At 72.6% G+C, this 17,332-nt stretch carries 17 protein-coding genes; 9 read left to right on the forward strand and 8 right to left on the reverse strand.

The genetic code is table 11. The features are described from left to right. Window positions 1–253: 253 nt before the first annotated feature. Both ACYU8I_RS12845 and ACYU8I_RS12850 read right to left on the reverse strand, forming a co-directional pair. Window positions 254–2,743, reverse strand: a complete 2,490-nt coding sequence (locus ACYU8I_RS12845) for a DEAD/DEAH box helicase (protein ID WP_460841395.1) — start codon at window positions 2,741–2,743, stop codon at window positions 254–256. Between the two features lie 44 nt (window positions 2,744–2,787). Further along, a complete protein-coding gene (locus tag ACYU8I_RS12850; RefSeq protein ID WP_460841398.1) occupies window positions 2,788–2,964 on the reverse strand; it encodes a hypothetical protein in 177 nt (58 codons plus the stop codon). A 108-nt stretch (window positions 2,965–3,072) separates the two neighbouring features. Between ACYU8I_RS12850 and ACYU8I_RS12855 the strand changes: the two genes are divergently transcribed. The 3 genes from ACYU8I_RS12855 (at window position 3,073) to ACYU8I_RS12865 (ending at window position 5,592) form a co-directional block, all read left to right on the forward strand. After that, entirely contained in the window at window positions 3,073–3,852 is a 780-nt protein-coding gene (locus ACYU8I_RS12855; RefSeq protein WP_460841400.1) for an exodeoxyribonuclease III, read from the forward strand. A gap of 136 nt (window positions 3,853–3,988) precedes the next feature. Further along, window positions 3,989–5,104 (forward strand): DNA recombination protein RmuC, encoded by a 1,116-nt coding sequence (locus ACYU8I_RS12860; protein WP_460841402.1) that lies wholly within the window; start codon window positions 3,989–3,991, stop codon window positions 5,102–5,104. A gap of 20 nt (window positions 5,105–5,124) precedes the next feature. Continuing rightward, window positions 5,125–5,592 (forward strand): DUF6542 domain-containing protein, encoded by a 468-nt coding sequence (locus tag ACYU8I_RS12865; protein ID WP_460841404.1) that lies wholly within the window; start codon window positions 5,125–5,127, stop codon window positions 5,590–5,592. On the opposite strand, the gene ACYU8I_RS12870 is transcribed toward ACYU8I_RS12865, so the two are convergent. The 3 genes from ACYU8I_RS12870 to ACYU8I_RS12880 are packed head-to-tail and all read right to left on the reverse strand — an operon-like array spanning window position 5,541 to window position 8,396. After that, window positions 5,541–6,161, reverse strand: a complete 621-nt coding sequence (locus ACYU8I_RS12870; protein ID WP_460841406.1) for an L-threonylcarbamoyladenylate synthase — start codon at window positions 6,159–6,161, stop codon at window positions 5,541–5,543. The genes ACYU8I_RS12865 and ACYU8I_RS12870 overlap by 52 nt on opposite strands. Before the next feature lie 7 nt (window positions 6,162–6,168). Next, a complete protein-coding gene (locus ACYU8I_RS12875) occupies window positions 6,169–7,167 on the reverse strand; it encodes a 4-hydroxy-3-methylbut-2-enyl diphosphate reductase (protein ID WP_460841408.1) in 999 nt (332 codons plus the stop codon). Window positions 7,168–7,214: 47 nt separating this feature from the next. Beyond that, entirely contained in the window at window positions 7,215–8,396 is a 1,182-nt protein-coding gene (locus ACYU8I_RS12880) for an ATP-binding protein (RefSeq protein ID WP_460841410.1), read from the reverse strand. An 86-nt stretch (window positions 8,397–8,482) separates the two neighbouring features. On the opposite strand from ACYU8I_RS12880, the gene xseA reads away from it, so the two are divergent. Next, on the forward strand, window positions 8,483–9,742 hold the full coding sequence (gene xseA / locus ACYU8I_RS12885; protein ID WP_460841412.1) for an exodeoxyribonuclease VII large subunit: 1,260 nt from the start codon (window positions 8,483–8,485) through the stop codon (window positions 9,740–9,742). Then, complete coding sequence (locus ACYU8I_RS12890) at window positions 9,735–9,962, forward strand: exodeoxyribonuclease VII small subunit (protein WP_460841415.1); 228 nt, start codon at window positions 9,735–9,737, stop codon at window positions 9,960–9,962. Before xseA ends, ACYU8I_RS12890 begins: the two co-directional genes overlap by 8 nt. Before the next feature lie 66 nt (window positions 9,963–10,028). Here the strand turns inward: ACYU8I_RS12890 and ACYU8I_RS12895 are convergent, their stop codons facing one another. Then, window positions 10,029–10,625 carry a DUF4245 domain-containing protein gene (locus tag ACYU8I_RS12895; protein ID WP_460841417.1) on the reverse strand — a complete coding sequence of 199 codons (597 nt, stop codon included), beginning with the start codon at window positions 10,623–10,625 and terminating at the stop codon, window positions 10,029–10,031. Between the two features lie 43 nt (window positions 10,626–10,668). Between ACYU8I_RS12895 and glpX the strand changes: the two genes are divergently transcribed. Beyond that, window positions 10,669–11,700, forward strand: coding sequence for a class II fructose-bisphosphatase (glpX, locus tag ACYU8I_RS12900; protein ID WP_460841420.1), 1,032 nt, complete (start codon window positions 10,669–10,671; stop codon window positions 11,698–11,700). Window positions 11,701–11,708: 8 nt separating this feature from the next. Next, complete coding sequence (locus ACYU8I_RS12905; RefSeq protein WP_460841422.1) at window positions 11,709–12,623, forward strand: carbohydrate kinase family protein; 915 nt, start codon at window positions 11,709–11,711, stop codon at window positions 12,621–12,623. Here ACYU8I_RS12905 and ACYU8I_RS12910 read toward each other — a convergent pair. Continuing rightward, window positions 12,586–13,452 (reverse strand): alpha/beta hydrolase, encoded by an 867-nt coding sequence (locus ACYU8I_RS12910; RefSeq protein WP_460841425.1) that lies wholly within the window; start codon window positions 13,450–13,452, stop codon window positions 12,586–12,588. The genes ACYU8I_RS12905 and ACYU8I_RS12910 overlap by 38 nt on opposite strands. Window positions 13,453–13,552: 100 nt before the next feature. Here ACYU8I_RS12910 and ACYU8I_RS12915 point away from each other — a divergent pair, with 100 nt between their 5' ends. Continuing rightward, the gene (locus tag ACYU8I_RS12915) at window positions 13,553–14,497 is read left to right on the forward strand and encodes an alpha/beta fold hydrolase (RefSeq protein ID WP_460841427.1); all 945 of its coding nucleotides are present in this window, start codon (window positions 13,553–13,555) and stop codon (window positions 14,495–14,497) included. A 24-nt stretch (window positions 14,498–14,521) separates the two neighbouring features. Here the strand turns inward: ACYU8I_RS12915 and ACYU8I_RS12920 are convergent, their stop codons facing one another. Beyond that, complete coding sequence (locus tag ACYU8I_RS12920; RefSeq protein ID WP_460841429.1) at window positions 14,522–15,604, reverse strand: ABC transporter ATP-binding protein; 1,083 nt, start codon at window positions 15,602–15,604, stop codon at window positions 14,522–14,524. Window positions 15,605–15,976: 372 nt separating this feature from the next. Here ACYU8I_RS12920 and ACYU8I_RS12925 point away from each other — a divergent pair, with 372 nt between their 5' ends. Then, window positions 15,977–17,305, forward strand: a complete 1,329-nt coding sequence (locus tag ACYU8I_RS12925) for an ABC transporter substrate-binding protein (RefSeq protein ID WP_460841431.1) — start codon at window positions 15,977–15,979, stop codon at window positions 17,303–17,305. Window positions 17,306–17,332: the final 27 nt, after the last annotated feature.

The following is a 17,332-nucleotide window of genomic DNA, read 5'->3' on the forward strand; positions in this document are numbered from 1 at the left end:
GTCGGACCCGAGCAGCCCTCCCGCTCCCTGAGCGGAGCGAGCCCACCGCTCCCTGAGGCGCGAGCGGAGGCAGCGATCCCGCTCCCTGAGGTGCGAGCGGAGGCAGCGATCCCGCTCCCTGAGGTGCGAGCGGAGCGAGCCACGAAGGGGCGGGCCGGTCAGCCGAGGGTCGTCAGCCTCCCGAGCAGCTCCGTCACGTCGGGCGTCCCCAGCGAGGCGACGAGGATGGCCCGGCCAGAGACCAGCACGAGGCTCACAGCCGGTGCAGCCCCTCGACCTCGAGCACGAGCTCGCCGGCCTCGTCGGAGGCGGCCAGGTCGACGGTGGCGCTGATGCGCCAGTCGTGGTGGCCCTCGGGGTCGGAGACCACCTGCTGGACCTCCCAGGTCGATGCGGTCTTCTCGACGAGCAGCCGCTGGGGACTGCGGGCGTCGGCGTCGGTCGCGATCCACGCGTGCTCGTCGAAGTAGTCGACGAGACCGGTCTCCCAGTCGACCCGCGGGTCGAGCTCCTGCAGGTCGGCCAGCCGCCGACGGGCGACCAGCTCGAGGCGACGCCACATCGCGTTGCGCACCAGCACGGTGAAGGCGCGCTCGTTGGCGGTCAGCCGCGCCGGCTCGGGCGGTCGCACGTCGGGCCCGGCCTCGACGAAGGCGTCGGGATCGCCCAGCCGCTCCCACTCGTCGACCAGGCTGGAGTCGGTCTGGCGCACCACCGCGCCGAGCCACTCGACGATGTCGTCGAGCTCGTCGGTGCGCACCCGCTCGGGCACGGTCTGGCGCAGCGCCCGGAAGGCGTCGCCCAGGTAGCGCAGCAGCAGCCCCTCCGAGCGCGTGAGGCCGTAGAAGGCGACGTACTCGCCGAAGGTCATCGCCCGCTCGTAGAGGTCGCGCACCACCGACTTGGGCGACAGCGCGTCCTCGTCGACCCACGGGTGGCTGCGGCGGTAGACCTCGAAGGTGTGCTCGAGCAGCTCGGCGAGCGGCCTGGGGTGGGTGACCTCCTCGAGCAGCTCCATGCGCTCCTCGTACTCGATGCCCTCGGCCTTCATCGCCCCGATGGCCTCGCCCCGCGCGAGGTGCTCCTGCGCGCCGAGCACCGGTCGCGGGTCGTCGAGGGTCGCCTCGACGACCGAGACGATGTCGAGGGAGTACGCCGGCTCCTCGGGGTCGAGGGTGTCGAGCACGGCCAGGGCGTAGGCCGACAGCGGCTGGTTGAGTGCGAAGTCGAGCTGCAGTCCCTCGGCCAGCCGCACCCGGCGGCCGTCGGCCTCGCGCGGCACCTGCTCGACCACGCCGGCTGCGAGCAGCGAGCGGTGCTGCGCCGCCGCGCGCCGCCACAGCCGCCGGCGGGCGCGCTCGTCGTCGTGGTTGTCGAGGAGCAGGCGACGAGCCGCCGCCGCGGGGTCGCCGGGCCGGCTGACGAGGTGCAGCAGCATCGCGTGGGTGACCCGCATCCGGCTGACGAGCGCCTCGGGCTCGGCGTCGACGAGCCGGTCGAAGGTCTCCTCGGTGTAGGAGACCTGGCCGTCCGGCGGCTTCTTGCGCTGCACCTTGCGCAGCTTCTTGGGGTCGTCGCCGGCCTTGGCGAGCGCCTTGGCGTTCTCGATGACGTGCTCGGGCGCCTGCACGATCACGGTGCCGGCGGTGTCGAAGCCGGCCCGCCCGGCGCGACCGGCGATCTGGTGGAACTCCCGCGCCTTCAGCACGCGCTGGCGGTGGCCGTCGTACTTGGTCAGACCCGTGAAGACGACCGTGCGGATCGGCACGTTGATGCCGACGCCGAGGGTGTCGGTGCCGCAGATGACCTTGAGCAGGCCGGCCTGCGCGAGCTGCTCGACGAGGCGGCGGTACTTCGGCAGCATCCCGGCGTGGTGCACCCCCACGCCCATGCGCAGCAGCCGCGACAGGGTGCGTCCGAAGCCCGGGCTGAAGCGGAAGTCGGCGATCCGCTCGGCGATGCGGTCGCGCTCCTCGCGGGTCGCGACGTTGATGCTGGTGAGGGCCTGCGCCTGCTCCAGCGCGGCCGCCTGCGTGAAGTGCACGACGTACGCCGGGGCCTGGTGCGTCGTCAGCACCTCCTCGATCGTCTCGTGCAGCGGCGTCAGCGCCCACTGGAAGCTCAGCGGCACGGGCCGGGTGACGCTGGTGACGACCGCGACGTCGCGGTCCGTACGCCGCTCGAGGTCCTCGACGAACGGCGTGACGTCGCCCAGCGTCGCCGACATCAGCACCATCTGCGCGCCGGTGAGCTCGAGCAGCGGCACCTGCCACGCCCAGCCGCGCTGCGGGTCGGCGTAGAAGTGGAACTCGTCCATGACGACCTGGCCGACGTCCGAGCCGGCGCCCTCGCGCAGCGCCATGTTGGCCAGCACCTCGGCGGTGCAGCAGATGATCGGCGCTCCCGGGTTGATGGCGGCGTCGCCCGTGAGCATGCCGACGCGATCGGCGCCGAACACCTCGACCAGCGCGAAGAACTTCTCGCTGACCAGCGCCTTGATGGGGGCGGTGTAGAAGGTGCGCTCACCCCTGGCGAGCGCCGCCACGTGGGCCCCGACCGCCACCAGGCTCTTGCCGGTGCCGGTCGGCGTCGCCAGGATCACGTGGCTGCCGGTGACGACCTCGAGCAGCGCCTCCTCCTGCGCGGGGTAGAGCGTGAGCCCGAGCCCGGCCGCCCACTCCTCCACCGCGAGGTAGACCTCGTCGGGGTCGGCGCCGACGGGGAGCGCGTCGAAGGCAGGCATGGGACGCCCATCCTCCCGCACGCGCGGGTGGGCGTGCCCCCGGGCTAGCGGCGCAGGCGGCTGAGCAGGGAGCGCACGCCGCGCCCGATGGCCTCGTCCTGCGAGCGGCGACCGCCCGGTGCGCCGGCGCCGACGCGGGGCCCACCCGCTCCCCCGGTGTGGGCGCTGCGGCGGCCGCCGGCGCCCCCGATCAGACGGTTGACGATGCCTCGAAGCGCCATGGTGTACCTCCCCGGACCTCCCGGGCACCGTTGCCCGAGGAACTGCCTGTTCCCCGGCACGACCGCCGCATGCGGGGCGGCCACGGCGCACGCCCTAGGCTCGACCGGGTGCGGATCGCGACCTGGAACGTCAACTCCCTGCGCAGCCGGATCGACCGCGTCGAGGCCTTCCTGCAGCGCCACGACGTCGACGTGCTGGCCGTGCAGGAGACCAAGGCCCGCGAGGACCAGCTGCCGCTGATGGGCCTGTCGTCGCTCGGCTACGAGGTCGCCGCCGCCGGCTACGACCAGTGGAACGGCGTGGCCGTCATCAGTCGCGTCGGCATCGAGGACGTCTCGGTCGGCTTCCCCGGGCAGCCCGGCTTCGGCGACCCGGCGGTGGTCGAGGCCCGGGCGCTGGGCGCGACGTGCGGCGGCGTACGGGTGTGGTCGCTGTACGTGCCCAACGGCCGCAAGCCCGGCGACCCCCACTACGTCTACAAGCTCGACTGGCTGCACGCGCTGCGCGAGGCCGCCCGCGACATGACCGGCGACGTCGCGCTCGTCGGCGACTGGAACGTCTGCCCCACCGACGAGGACGTCTTCGACCCCGAGCAGTTCCGCAGCAGCACCCACGTGACCGTGCCCGAGCGCGCCGCCTTCCAGGCCTTCCTCGACGACGGCTGGGACGACGTCGCCCGCCCGCACACCCCCGGACCGGGCGTCTACACCTACTGGGACTACTTCCGGCAGCGCTTCGAGCGCAACCGCGGCCTGCGCATCGACTTCGTGCTCGGCAGCCCCTCGCTCTCGGCGCGGGTGACCGGCGCGTTCATCGACGTCGACGAGCGCGCCGGCAAGGGCGCCTCCGACCACGCCCCCGTGGTCGTCGACCTCGACCCCCGCTGACAGAGCCCGTCGCTGATCGAACCCTCGCTGATCGAGCCTGTCGAGATCATGGTCTCGACGAGCTCGACCAAGGACCGGGCACGGGCGGGCGGCTCGTCGGCGGCATCCTGTCGGACCCTCCTGCCACGCTGCCGCCATGGACGTGCTGCTGCCTCTGCTGACCCTGGTCATCGGCCTGCTGCTCGGCGCCCTGGCGACCCTCGTCGGCGTACGCCGCAGCGCGGCGCCGGCGGGCGACGACCGGCTGGAGCGGGCGCTGAGCGCGCGTGGGCAGGACGACGCGCTGCTGCGCGACGGGCTCGATCGGCTCCACGAGCGGCTGCTCGACGTCGAGCGGCAGCGTGCGAGCTGGCAGGGCCAGCTGCACGAGCAGGTCGACCAGGTGCGGGTGAGCGCCGAGCGGCTGCGCGAGGAGACCGGGGCGCTGGCCACCGCGCTGCGCCGGCCCCACGTGCGGGGGCGCTGGGGCGAGCTGCACCTGCGGCGCACGGTCGAGCTCGCCGGCATGGTCGAGCACTGCGACTTCACCGAGCAGGCGCCGCTCGACGCCGACGGACGGGCGGTGCGGCCCGACCTGCTGGTGCACCTCGCGGGCGGGCGCAGCATCGTGGTCGACGCCAAGGTGCCGCTCGACGCCCACCTCGACGCGCTGTCGGCCCCCGACGTCGAGGAGGCGCAGGCCCACCTGCGTCGCCACGCGCGCCAGCTGCGCACCCACGTCGACCAGCTGTCGTCCAAGAGCTACTGGCGTGCGCTGCCGGGCACGCCCGAGCTCGTGGTGCTCTTCCTGCCGGCGGAGTCGTCGCTGGCGGCCGCGCTCGAGGCCGACCCCGGACTGCTCGAGCACGCCGCCGGGCGCGACGTCGTGCTGGCCACGCCGACCACGCTGATCGCGCTGCTGCGCACCGTGGCCCACGGGTGGACCACCGAGGCGCTCGCCGAGAGCACCCGCGAGGTCCACGAGCTCGGCCGCGAGCTGCACACCCGCCTCGGCACGATGGGCGGCCACCTCGACCGGCTCGGCCGGTCGCTGGGCAACGCCGTCGACGCCTACAACAGCACCGTGGGGTCGCTGGAGAGCCGGGTGCTGGTCACCGCGCGCACGTTCGAGGAGTCCGGGGCGACCCGCGCCCGGCTCGCCCCGCTCGCCCCGCTGACGGCCACGGCGAGGCCGCTCACGGCGCCCGAGCTGCTCGACGACCTGGAGCCCGACGAGCAGGCGACCGGCGCGTCGCGGCGGTCCTCGGCGTGAGTCGTGCCTACGGTGTGCCCGTGAGCGCACCCACCCTGTGGGAGGAGGGCCGGCTCTCCGCCAGCCGCGTCGTACGGCTCGCGGTCCTCGCCGGCGTGATGACGCTCGTCCTCGACGTGCTGGTCAACGGTCGCCTGACGGCCCTGTTCGACGTCGGCTTCGTGCTGGTCTCGCTCGCCTCGGTGCTGGCGGTGCGACCGCGCGACTTCACCAGCATCGCGCTGCTGCCGCCCCTTGCGCTGCTCGGCTTCGTCGGGGTGCTGGCGCTCGTCGACACCGCCTACGTCGCGGAGGCCGTCGACGGCTGGGCCCAGGCAGTCGTCAGCGGGCTCACCCACCGCGCGACCGGCCTGGCGGTCGCCTACGCCCTGGTGCTCGCGGTCATCGTGATCCGCACCCGCGTCCGGGTCTCGCGGGCCGAGCAGCAGCGCGCGGCTCAGTCCCAGCGCGAGGTGTCGCCGGCCCCGACGCGCACGATCTCGGGGTAGTCCTCCGACAGGTCGACCACGGTGGTCGGCTCGGTGCCGCACTCGCCGCTGTCGAGCACGACGTCGACCTGGTGGTCGAGGCGCTCCTTGACGTCCCAGCCGATCGTCAGCGGCTCGTCCTCGCCGGGCATGAGCAGCGTGCTCGACAGCAGCGGCTCGCCCAGCTCGGCGAGCAGCGCGTGCACGACGCGGTGCTCGGGGATCCGGACGCCGACGGTGCGCTTCTTGGGGTGCATCAGCCGCTTCGGCACCTCGCCGGTCGCCGGCAGGATGAAGGTGTACGGCCCCGGCGTCGCCGAGCGCACCGACCGGAAGTGGGCGTTGGACAGGTGCACCAGCTGACCCAGCTGCGCGAAGTCGGCGCACACCAGCGTGAAGTGGTGCTTGTCGTCGAGCTGGCGCAGCCGCTTGATCCGCTCGAGACCGTCGCGGTTGCCGAGCTGGATGCCGAGGGCGTAGCCCGAGTCGGTGGGGTAGGCGATCAGCGCGTCGTCACGCAGCTGCTGCACCACCTGGGCGACCGCCCGCGGCTGCGGGTCGACCGGGTGGACGTCGACGTAGCGCGCCACCGTGACCTCAGGCCCTGCCGGCGGCCCGCAGGTCGCGCCGCAGCTCGGGCGGGAGCGCGAAGATCAGCGACTCCTCCGCGGTGTGCACCGCCTCGGCGTCGGGATAGCCCCGCTCGGCGAGGTAGGACAGCACGCCCTGCACCAGCGAGTCGGGCACCGACGCGCCCGAGGTGACGCTGACGCGCCGTACGCCGTCGAGCCAGGCCTCGTCGATCTCGCTCGCGTCGTCGACGCGGTACGCCGCCCTGGCTCCCGCCTCGAGGGCGACCTCGGCGAGCCGCACCGAGTTGGACGAGTTGGCCGAGCCGACCACGATCACGAGGTCGGCGTCGCGGGCGATCTCCTTGATCGCGACCTGGCGGTTCGAGGTGGCGTAGCAGATGTCGTCGCTCGGCGGGTCAAGCAGGTTGGGGAAGCGCTCGCGGATGGCGGCGACGGTGGCCAGGGTCTCGTCGACCGACAGCGTGGTCTGCGAGAGCCAGGCGACCTTGTCGGGGTCGCGCACGGTGATGCCGGCGACGTCGGCGGGGCTCTCGACCAGCTGGATGTGCGACGGGGCCTCGCCCGCGGTGCCCTCGACCTCCTCGTGGCCGGCGTGGCCGATGAGCAGGATGTCGTAGTCGTCGGAGGCGAAGCGACGGGCCTCGTGGTGCACCTTGGTCACGAGCGGGCAGGTGGCGTCGATGGTCTTCAGGCTGCGCTCGGCGGCCTGGGCGTGCACGGCCGGGGAGACGCCGTGGGCCGAGAACACGACCGTCTGGCCCTCGGGCACCTCGTCGAGCTCCTCGACGAAGACGGCGCCACGCTCCTCGAGGTCGGCCACCACGTGCTTGTTGTGGACGATCTGCTTGCGGACGTAGACCGGCGAGCCGTAGAGGTCGAGCGCCTGCTCGACGGTGATGACGGCGCGGTCGACACCCGCGCAGTAGCCCCGCGGCGCGGCGAGGCGCACCGCGCGGTCCGCCTCGTCGGGGCTGAGGACGGTCGGCGTGCCCAGGTCGGTCATGGCTCCATCGTAGGCGGCGGGGCCGTGGCGTCCGAACCTGTGCACGCTCACGGACGACGCCGCACGAACTCCGCCATCCCGGGCACAGTGAAAGCCAACAGCCCACGCTCGGGGGCGTACACCAACCCCTTCTTGATGAGGGCGTCACGCGAGACAGACAGGTCGCTGGGCCGACGCTTTCCCATCGCGTCAACGAGGTCGCTGATCCCGGACGGCAGGTCGCCTCCGCACTCGCTCATCGCCCGCAGAAGTGCGCGCTGAGCGGTCGTGGCACGTTCCCACCGCGAGAGGTACAGGCCCTGGTCGACCTCGTCCTTCGCGTACCTCGAGCCTGTCTGGACGTCATCGATCGAGATGGGGCTACGCGCGGCCGCGTCCCAGACGTGCTTGCCCACGGACTGCAGGAAATAGGGATACCCACCGGCCACCTCCAGAGCGGCGTCGAGCGCGTCGTCTCGCCAGTCGATGCCGCGCTGCAACGCCGGCCCACTCAGCGCCTCACGTGAGCTATCCTCGTCCAAGAGACCGACCTGTCGGTAGTCGTAGAGTCGCTCTGCATAGCTCGTCGCATCCGCGAGCTGGGCCGGAAGTGACGGAAGCCCCGCGCCCACCACGACGACCGGAAGCGGAGTTGCCCCCTGGTCGATCCGGTGCACGGCCGTGTTGACAGCCGAGAGCTCGGCCGCGCTGGCCTCCTGCAGTTCGTCGATGAGCACGAGGGTCCCGATGCCGAGTTCGGCCGACGTCTCTCCTAGGACCTCGAACAAGTCAGCGAGGTCGTCGCCGAACCGGCCTGAATCGGCGTGGCCGCGTGCTGCGTCCACCTCGACGCCGAGCGTGACCAGACCACTGGCGGGGTCTACCGTCGCGGAGAACGCCTTGAACACGGCCAGGAGTCGCCTCAACGGCCTCTCGGGATGGCGACCGGTGGCGGTCCGCATGGCCTTGACCAAGCCAGAGGCCAGCGCGACAGGCAACGGCGTGGCTGCGGTGACCTCGACTTTCACCACGATCCAGTGATCGTCGGACGCGAGACGCTGGAGCTCACCGAGGAGCACCGTCTTGCCGACGCCGCGCAGTCCGTTGAGGATCCAGCTTCGGTCGCCCTCTGCGTATGTGGACACGCGCCGTCGGATGACGGAGAAGCCGTCGAGGATGTCGGAACGCCCAGCAAGCTCGGCCGGGCGTCGGCCCGCGCCGGGTCGGTACGGATTGTCGACGGGATCCACGCATCGCAATCTATCACGGCGTATATGAGAAGTTGTTATACGGATACAGAGAAACTAAGAAATGGCGTGCTGACTAGGGTGCGCGCATGGCGCTGGACACATCCCCGGAGCAGCCCGCTCCCGTGCGGCAGGTCAACCAGGCCATCGCCTCGTGGGTGGGCCGGCTCGGGGCGATCTGGGTCGAGGGCCAGGTCACCCAGGTCTCGCGCCGCGGCGGCAGCCCCACCGTCTTCCTCACGCTCCGCGACAAGCTCGCCGACGTCTCGGTGCAGGCGACCGCACCGCGGGGCGTGCTCGACGCCCTGCCGTCGCCGCTCGTCGAGGGCGCCCAGGTGGTGTGCCACGCCAAGCCCGACTTCTACGCCAACCGTGGCTCGCTGTCGCTTCAGGTGCGCGAGGTCCGCCTGGTCGGCGAGGGAGAGCTGCTGGCCCGCCTCGAGCGCCGCCGCCGGCTGCTCGCCGCCGAGGGGCTCTTCGCCGCCGAGCTCAAGCGTCCGCTGCCCTTCCTCCCGCGGGCGGTCGGGCTGGTGACCGCCGAGGGCTCTGCGGCCGAGCGCGACGTGGTCGAGGTCGCGCGCCGGCGGTGGCCCGGCGTACGCATCGTCCCGCGCTACGCCCGGATGCAGGGCGTCCACGCCGTGCGCGAGGTCGTCGAGGCGCTCGAGCACCTCGAGCGCGACGGCGGCGTCGACGTCGTCGTCGTGGCCCGCGGCGGCGGCTCCGTCGAGGAGCTGCTTCCCTTCTCCGACGAGACCCTGGTGCGGGCCGTGCACGCCATGCGCACCCCGGTGGTCTCCGCCATCGGCCACGAGCCCGACTCCCCCATCCTCGACCTCGTCGCCGACGTCCGCGCCTCCACGCCCACCGACGCCGCCAAGCGGGTGGTGCCCGACGTCGCCGAAGAGTCGACCCGTGTCGTCGCCGCGCGCGACCGGCTGCGGCGCGCGGTCGTCACGCAGCTGCGCCGCGAGCAGGCCACCCTGGAGTCGCTGCGCTCACGGCCCAGCCTGGCCGACCCCCGCGACGGGCTCGAGCAGCGGCTGCACGAGGTCGAGGCGGTGCGCCAGCGCGCCCGTGCCGCGCTCGCCCGCCGGCTCGACCGCGACGGCACCGACCTGCACCACCACCTGGCCCGGGTCCGGGCCCTGTCGCCGCTGGCGACCCTGCGACGCGGCTACGCCGTCATCTCCGACGCCGACGGGCAGGCGCTGTCCAGCGTGACCGGCCTCGAGCCCGGGGTGCCGCTCCACGTGCGCGTGGCCGACGGCAGGGTGGCCACCCAGGTGACCGGCGTCGAGCAGGTGCCCCTCGTGGGCGACCCGACCGAGGAGGACGACGATGAGTGACGACGCGACCACAATCGAGGACCCCGACGCCGCGCTCTCCTACGAGGAGGCGCGCGACGAGCTGGTCGAGGTGGTGCGTGCCCTCGAGGGCGGCGGCACGTCCTTGGCCGAGTCACTGCAGCTGTGGGAGCGCGGCGAGCACCTCGCCCGGGTGTGCCAGGAGGCCCTCGAGGGCGCCCGCGCCCGCCTCGACGAGGTCCTCGGCGCCGACGACGACTGACGCCCCCGTCCAGCCGGTGCTTCTCGTTCGACAAGCACCGGCTCCCCCCGCGGCCGGGAGCGGCGACTACCGCTCGGCGTCCGAGGGGTCGGCGTACTCCAGCGAGGCGGCGAAGTCGCGGACGACGTCGTCGGGGGCGCTGCCGACGACGAGGATGGTGCCCTCCTCGCCGACGGGCTCGTCGAGCTCGCGGGCCAGGGCGTAGTCGCCGCCCGAGTCGGTGAAGACCTGCCAGGTCGCGCCGCCGAGCTCGACGTCGTCGCCGCGCTGGGCGTTGTCGTCGACGTGCTCCTCGACGAGGTCGTCGACGTCGTCGACGCGCTCGTAGACGCCGACGAACTTCTCGTCACCGGTCAGCAGGCCCAGCTGCCAGGCGGGCTCGGGGTTGCCGGTGTAGATCGCGGAGGTGGGAGTCCAGCCCGACGGCAGCCGCGCGGGGGCCGGGATCGTCAGGACGCCGTCGGCCCGGGCGGCGCGCGCCTGCGGCTGCCACTCGACCGCGGGCGGGCCGTCGGGCCGGTCGGGCAGGAACAGCGAGCGGACGCCGACGAACGACCCGACGAGCACGACGCTGACGATGAGCGCCCCGAGGAGCCCGCCGGACGACCGGACGTAGCGACCGGGACGGCCGGTGCGCTCAGGGGGGCCCGACGGCTGGCTCATGCGTCCCATCCTGCCAAGGTGCTGGAGGGCTACGATCACCCGCATGCCCGAGAGCGCCTCGTCCTCCTCGCTGCCCGACGCGCTGAGCGTCGCCCCCATGCGACCCGACCGCAACCTGGCGCTCGACCTGGTCCGGGTGACCGAGTCGGCCGCGCTGGCCGCCGGGCGCTGGGTCGGGCGGGGCGACAAGAACGGCGCCGACGGCGTGGCCGTGAGCGCGATGCGCACCATGATCTCGACGGTCGGCATGCGCGGCACGGTCGTCATCGGCGAGGGCGAGAAAGACGACGCCCCGATGCTGTTCAACGGCGAGGAGGTCGGCGACGGCAGCGGTCCCGTGTGCGACGTCGCGGTCGACCCGATCGACGGCACCACGCTGACCGCCAAGGGCATGACCAACGCGATCGCCGTGATGGCGGTGGCCCCGCGCCACGCGATGTACGACCCGTCGGCCGTGTTCTACATGGAGAAGCTGGTCACCGGGCCCGAGGCGGCGGAGGTCGTCGACATCCGGCTGCCGGTCAAGGAGAACATCAAGCGCGTCGCCAAGGCCAAGGGCAGCGGGCCGGAGGACGTGACCGTGGTGCTGCTCGACCGGCCGCGGCACCAGCAGCTCGCCGACGAGATCCGTGCCACCGGTGCGCGCATCAAGTTCATCGTCGACGGCGACGTCGCCGGCGCCATCGCCGCCGCGCGCCAGGGCACCGGCATCGACCTGCTGCTCGGCATCGGCGGCACCCCCGAGGGCATCATCACCGCCTGCGCCATGAAGTGCGTCGACGGCGTGATCCAGGGCCGGTTGTGGCCCACCGACGACGACGAGCGGCAGCGCGCGATCGACGCGGGCCACGACCTCGACGCCGTGCTCAGCACCGACGACCTGGTCAAGGGCGACGACTGCTTCTTCGTCGCGACCGGCATCACCGACGGCGAGCTGATGCAGGGCGTGCGCTACCGCGCCGGTGGCGCCACCACGCACTCGCTGGTGATGCGCTCGCGCAGCGGCACCATCCGCTCGATCCACGCCGAGCACAAGCTCGAGAAGATCCGCGCCTACTCCGACGCCGAGCGCTGAGCCCCGCGATGATCGTCGTCTCCGGGGAGGCCCTGGTCGACGTCGTGACCGAGGCCGACGGCACCACCACCGAGACGCCGGGCGGCTCGCCGCTCAACGTCGCGGTCGGGCTGGGCCGTCTCGACGTGCCCGCGACCCTCTACTGCCAGGTGGGCGAGGACGACCGCGCGGGCGTGCTCGTCTCCCACGTCGCGGCCAGCGGTGCCCAGCTGGTCGCCGCCCCCACCAGCACCGGCCGCACCTCGACGGCGGTGGCCACCCTCGACGCCACCGGCGCCGCCCACTACGACTTCGACCTCGAGTGGAGCCTGCCCCGCCAGGAGCTGCCGGCCTGCGACGGCGTCCACGTCGGCTCCCTGGGCACCGTGCTCGAGCCGGGCCGCGACGCCGTGCTCGACCTCGTCGACCAGGCTCGCGGCCGGGGGCTGCTCGTCAGCTTCGACGTCAACGTCCGCCCGGCGTTCCTGCCCGACGTCGCGGAGGGCTGGCGGCAGGCGGCCGAGCTCGCGGCGCGCTGCCCGCTCGTCAAGCTCAGCGACGAGGACGCCCTCGCGCTGCGCCCCGACCTGACAGTCGAGGACACCGCTCGCGCCCTGCTCGCCGCCGACGAGACCGTGCTGGTCCTGCTGACGCGCGGCGCCGACGGCGCCACCGCGTTCTCGGCGCGGGGCGAGGTCAGCGTCGCGCCGCGGCCCACGACGGTCGTCGACACCGTCGGCGCCGGCGACTCCTTCATGGCCGCCACGCTCGCGCAGCTGCACGACCGCGGCACGTACGCCGCCCCCGACTCGCTCGGCGACCTCGACGGTGACGCCCTGCGCACCCTGCTGGCCGGGGCGGTGGAGGTCGCCGCGATCACCTGCGAGCGGCGCGGGGCGAACCCGCCTACGCGGGACGAGCTGCCGACGGGCTGGCCGGGCTGAGACCGGCACCACCCCGGCTGCGCAGCGCGTCGACGACGGCGTCGACGGCCTCGGGGTCGACCGCCATGCCGCAGTGGCTGCTGTGCACCTCGACGTGCTCGGCGGCCGGGTCGAGGCAGGCCCGCCAGTCGACGACCCCGTCGCGCCGGCTGTAGACGGCCGTGAACCAGGTGGAGGCGTCGAGCGGTCGGCGGCTGTCCTCCCAGCTCAGCCGGGCGCAGTCGCCCCCGACGCAGTCGGGACCCATGACGCGTCGCAGGCCGGCCTCGTGCAGCCGCACCAGCAGCTGGGTGTCCCAGGCCAGCAGGCGGTGCACCGCGCCGGGCGCCAGCACCGGCGACCCGAGCGAGACCACGCCCGCGACCAGGTCGGGGCGGCGGGCGGCCACGCCGCGCGCCAGCATCCCGCCGAGGCTGTGCCCGACCACGGTCGCGCGTCGACCCCGGCGCTCCGTCACGAACTCGAGCCGCTGCTCGAGCCGCTCGGCGGCCTCGCGGGTGCAGCCGATGTTGACCGGGAGCGACGAGCGGTAGGTGCGGAAGCCCTCGTGGCGCAGCTGCGCCGCCATGCCGAGCAGGGTGCTGTCGCCCGCCATGAACCCCGGCACCAGCACCACCGGCTCGAGCGGCGTCACCCGCCCTGCGACGACGTACGGCGCCGAACCGCGCGCACGGCGGCGAGCCCGGGAGCGTCGTACGAGCTGGGCCGCCTCACCGAGGGCGGCGGCCTCGCGGGCCAGCGCAAGCACCCCTCGCGGTCCGGCGAACCCGTCGGGTGCGAGGAACCCGGCCAGCCCCGCCGTCGCGGCGCGTGACGGTCGACCACCCATGACGGGACGGTAGCGTTGCTGATGGTTGACGTCACGCAGATCGGGCTTTTCGGTCCGCTGACGGCCCCCCACGTCTCACAACACCACGAGGTGCCCGTCGATGTCGCAGGTCGTCCCCGACCCGTCCCCGCAGCCCGTGCCGGCGTCCGAGGAGGGCTTCGCGCCCGTCGCCCCCGGCGTCGAGCTGTGCTACCAGACCTTCGGTGACCCCGCGGGCGAGCCGCTGCTCCTCGTGATGGGCCTCGGCGGGCCGATGAACTGGTGGGACACCGCGATCTGCGAGGACTTCGCCCGCGCCGGCTTCCACGTCGTGCGCTACGACAACCGCGACACGGGCCGCTCGAGCAGGGTCGACGCCGCGGTCGGGCGCACCGCACTGGTCCGCGGCTTCCTCGGGCGGCCGACCCGGGCGCCGTACCGGATGTCCGACCTCGCCACCGACGCGGTCGGCCTGATGGACCACCTCGGCTGGGACTCCGCGCACACCGTCGGGGTCTCGATGGGCGGCATGATCGTGCAGACGCTGGCGGTCGAGCACCGCGAGCGGGTGCGCTCGATGGTCTCGGTGATGTCGACGCTGGGGCGGCGCTCGGTCGGCTACCAGAACCCCGCCCTGCTCCCGCAGCTGCTCGCCACCCGCACGGCCGGGCGCGAGGGCTACGTCGCGACGTCGCAGAAGATGTGGAAGCTCATCGGCTCCCCCGACTACCCGACGACCGAGCAGGTGCTGCGCGAGCGCGCCGAGGAGACCTTCGACCGCGGCGTCTCGGCCAGCGGCGTGATGCGCCAGATGCTGGCGATCGTCACCCAGCCCGACCGCACCCGGGCCCTGAAGCAGCTCGACCTGCCCGCCGCGGTGATGCACGGATCGAAGGACAAGATGGTGCACGTCTCGGGCGGCCGGGCGACGGCCCACGCGATCCCGAGCGCCGAGCTCCTGGTGGTCGAGGGCATGGGCCACGACCTGCCGCGCGCGCTGCACCCCACCCTGGTCGACCTGGTGCGCCGCACGGCGGACCGCGCCGGCCAGGCCCAGGAGGCCTGACCGACGCGGCTCGCGCGGAGGAGCTCAGTCGCTGAGTCGCTCGCCCGTGTCGGCGTCGAAGACGTGCACGCTGCGCGGGTCGGTGGTGACGTGGATGGTGTCGCCCTTGTGCACCGTGTCGCGCGCGGAGATGCGCACGATGATGTTGTTGGGGGTGCCCTCCACACCGGAGGTGCCGTAGACGAACGCGTCGGAGCCGAGCTCCTCGACGACGGTGACGGTGACGGGGAGGCCACCCTCGCCCTCACCGACCACACGCCACGCCTCGGGCCGCACGCCGACGACGACGTCGCCCTTCATGCGCTTCGACGCCGTCTCGTCGACCGGCACGAGGTAGTCGCCGATCTGGGCCTTGCCGTCCTTGGCGTGGGCGCCGAGCAAGTTCATCTGCGGGGAGCCGATGAAGCCCGCGACGAAGAGGTTGACCGGGCGGTCGTAGAGGTTGAGCGGGGTGTCGACCTGCTGCAGCACGCCGTCCTTCATCACGGCGACGCGGTCGCCCATGGTCATGGCCTCGACCTGGTCGTGCGTGACGTAGACGGTGGTGACGCCGAGGTCGGCCTGCAGCTTGGCGATGTCGGTGCGGGTCTGCACGCGCATCTTGGCGTCGAGGTTGGACAGCGGCTCGTCCATGCAGAAGACCTGCGGGTTGCGGACGATCGCGCGGCCCATCGCCACGCGCTGGCGCTGACCACCGGAGAGGGCCTTGGGCTTGCGCTCGAGGTACTCGGTGAGGTTGAGGATGCGGGCGGCCTCCTCGACCCGCTTCTTGCGCTCGTCGGCCGGCATCTTCGCCATCTTCAGGGCGAAGGCCATGTTGTCGGCCACCGTCATGTGGGGGTACAGCGCGTAGTTCTGGAACACCATCGCGATGTCGCGGTCCTTCGGCGGCAGCGTGGTGATGTCCTTGTCGCCGATGAAGATCTGCCCGTCGTTGACCTCCTCGAGGCCGGCGAGCATCCGCAGGGTGGTGGACTTGCCGCAGCCCGAGGGACCGACGAGGACCATGAACTCGCCGTCCTTGATCTCGAGGTCGATGCCGGGCACGGCCGGCTTGTCGGCGCCGGGGTACCAGCGCTGCGCCTTCTTGAACGTGATCGATGCCATCTGGCTCTTCTCCTGTGTTGTCGTCCCACCGGCAGGAACGTGCCGGACGATCCGAGTAAGTGACGGCGCTCACGGTAGGGCAGTCGGGGCCCCCGGCCAACACCCCGACGAGTCGGCACGAGTCGCCGCCACCCCGTCCGGACTAGTCCGCATGCGACGTGACGCAAGCGCTTGCATGGATGTTTGCTGACGATGTCGGTGGCGTTACCGAGTCGTGACCTCATGTGCTTGACGTCACAGTCACGCAAACGTTTTCATCCGATGACGCGACTGCCCGCTCCGGGCTCCCCCACCAGAGAGAAGCGAGATCTGATGCGACGACCCACCTCACGGCGGAGGCTGGCCGCTGCCGCCGTTCTCACCAGCGCTGCCATGGCCCTGACCGCCTGCGGCGGCGGCAGCGGTGACGGCGAGACCAACACCGCGGGCGGCACCTCGCCGGGCGAGGGCAACCAGCAGTGCGAGGACGCCGGCCTGGTCGAGTTCGGAGACCTCTCCGGCACCGAGGTCAGCGTCTACACCTCGATCATCGAGCCCGAGGACGCGGCGCAGAAGGCCAGCTACGAGCTGTTCACCGAGTGCACCGGCGCCGAGGTCGCCTACGAGGGCTCCTCGGAGTTCGAGGCCCAGCTCACGGTGCGCGTCCAGGGCGGCAACGCCCCCGACATCGCCTACATCCCCCAGCCCGGCCTGCTCCGCACCCTGGTCGAGGACAGCGGCATGGTCGTCGGCGCCCCCGACACCGTCGCGGCCAACGTCGACGAGTTCTGGGGCGAGGACTGGAAGTCCTACGGCACCGTCGGCGACACCTTCTACGCCGCGCCGCTCGGCGCGAACGTGAAGTCGCTGGTCTGGTACTCCCCGAGCGTCTTCGAGGAGAACGGCTACGAGGTGCCCGAGACCTGGGACGACATGATCGCCCTGTCCGACCAGATGAACGAGGACGGCGTCAAGCCGTGGTGCGCCGGCATCGAGTCCGGCGACGCCACGGGCTGGGTGACCACCGACTGGCTGGAGGACCTCGTCCTGCGTGTCGGCGGCCCCGACGTCTACGACCAGTGGGTCAGCCACGAGATCCCGTTCAACGACGACGTGATCGCCGAGTCCATCGGTCAGGTGGGCGACATCCTCAAGAACGAGGACTACGTCAACGGCGGCATCGGTGACGTCCGCTCCATCGCCACCACCGCCTTCCAGGAGGGTGGCCTGCCGGTCCTCGACGGCGAGTGCGGCCTGCACCGCCAGGCGAGCTTCTACGCCGCGCAGTGGCCGGAGGGCACCGACGTCTCGGAGAACGGCGACGTCTTCGCCTTCTACCTGCCCACCATCTCCGACGAGTTCGGCACTCCGGTCCTCGGCGGCGGCGAGTTCGTCGCGGCCTTCGACGACCGGCCCGAGGTGCAGGCCTTCCAGACCTACCTGTCGACCGACATCTGGGCCAACGAGAAGGCCGACGCCACGCCCAACGGCGGCTGGGTCAGCGCCAACACCGGTCTCGACATCGAGAAGCTGAACAGCCCCATCGACCAGCTCTCGGCCGAGATCTTCCAGGACCCCGAGGCCACCTTCCGCTTCGATGGCTCCGACATGATGCCGGGCGCCGTGGGTGCCGACGCCTTCTGGAAGCAGATGACGGCCTGGATCACCGGCCAGGACGACCAGACCACCCTCGACAACATCGAGAACGCCTGGCCCTCCTGATCCACCCCTGACGACCGGTCGTGGCGC

This window comes from Nocardioides marmoraquaticus (assembly GCF_054777915.1).

Bases quoted from the DNA above. Each gene is read 5' to 3' on its own strand.
- ACYU8I_RS12845 (WP_460841395.1), bottom strand. From the start codon at position 2,743: ATGCCTGCCTTCGACGCGCTCCCCGTCGGCGCCGACCCCGACGAGGTC.
- ACYU8I_RS12850 (WP_460841398.1), bottom strand. From the start codon at position 2,964: ATGGCGCTTCGAGGCATCGTCAACCGTCTGATCGGGGGCGCCGGCGGC.
- ACYU8I_RS12860 (WP_460841402.1), top strand. From the start codon at position 3,989: ATGGACGTGCTGCTGCCTCTGCTGACCCTGGTCATCGGCCTGCTGCTC.
- ACYU8I_RS12875 (WP_460841408.1), bottom strand. From the start codon at position 7,167: ATGACCGACCTGGGCACGCCGACCGTCCTCAGCCCCGACGAGGCGGAC.
- xseA (WP_460841412.1), top strand. From the start codon at position 8,483: ATGGCGCTGGACACATCCCCGGAGCAGCCCGCTCCCGTGCGGCAGGTC.
- ACYU8I_RS12890 (WP_460841415.1), top strand. From the start codon at position 9,735: ATGAGTGACGACGCGACCACAATCGAGGACCCCGACGCCGCGCTCTCC.
- ACYU8I_RS12895 (WP_460841417.1), bottom strand. From the start codon at position 10,625: ATGAGCCAGCCGTCGGGCCCCCCTGAGCGCACCGGCCGTCCCGGTCGC.
- glpX (WP_460841420.1), top strand. From the start codon at position 10,669: ATGCCCGAGAGCGCCTCGTCCTCCTCGCTGCCCGACGCGCTGAGCGTC.
- ACYU8I_RS12905 (WP_460841422.1), top strand. From the start codon at position 11,709: ATGATCGTCGTCTCCGGGGAGGCCCTGGTCGACGTCGTGACCGAGGCC.
- ACYU8I_RS12910 (WP_460841425.1), bottom strand. From the start codon at position 13,452: ATGGGTGGTCGACCGTCACGCGCCGCGACGGCGGGGCTGGCCGGGTTC.
- ACYU8I_RS12915 (WP_460841427.1), top strand. From the start codon at position 13,553: ATGTCGCAGGTCGTCCCCGACCCGTCCCCGCAGCCCGTGCCGGCGTCC.
- ACYU8I_RS12920 (WP_460841429.1), bottom strand. From the start codon at position 15,604: ATGGCATCGATCACGTTCAAGAAGGCGCAGCGCTGGTACCCCGGCGCC.
- ACYU8I_RS12925 (WP_460841431.1), top strand. From the start codon at position 15,977: ATGGCCCTGACCGCCTGCGGCGGCGGCAGCGGTGACGGCGAGACCAAC.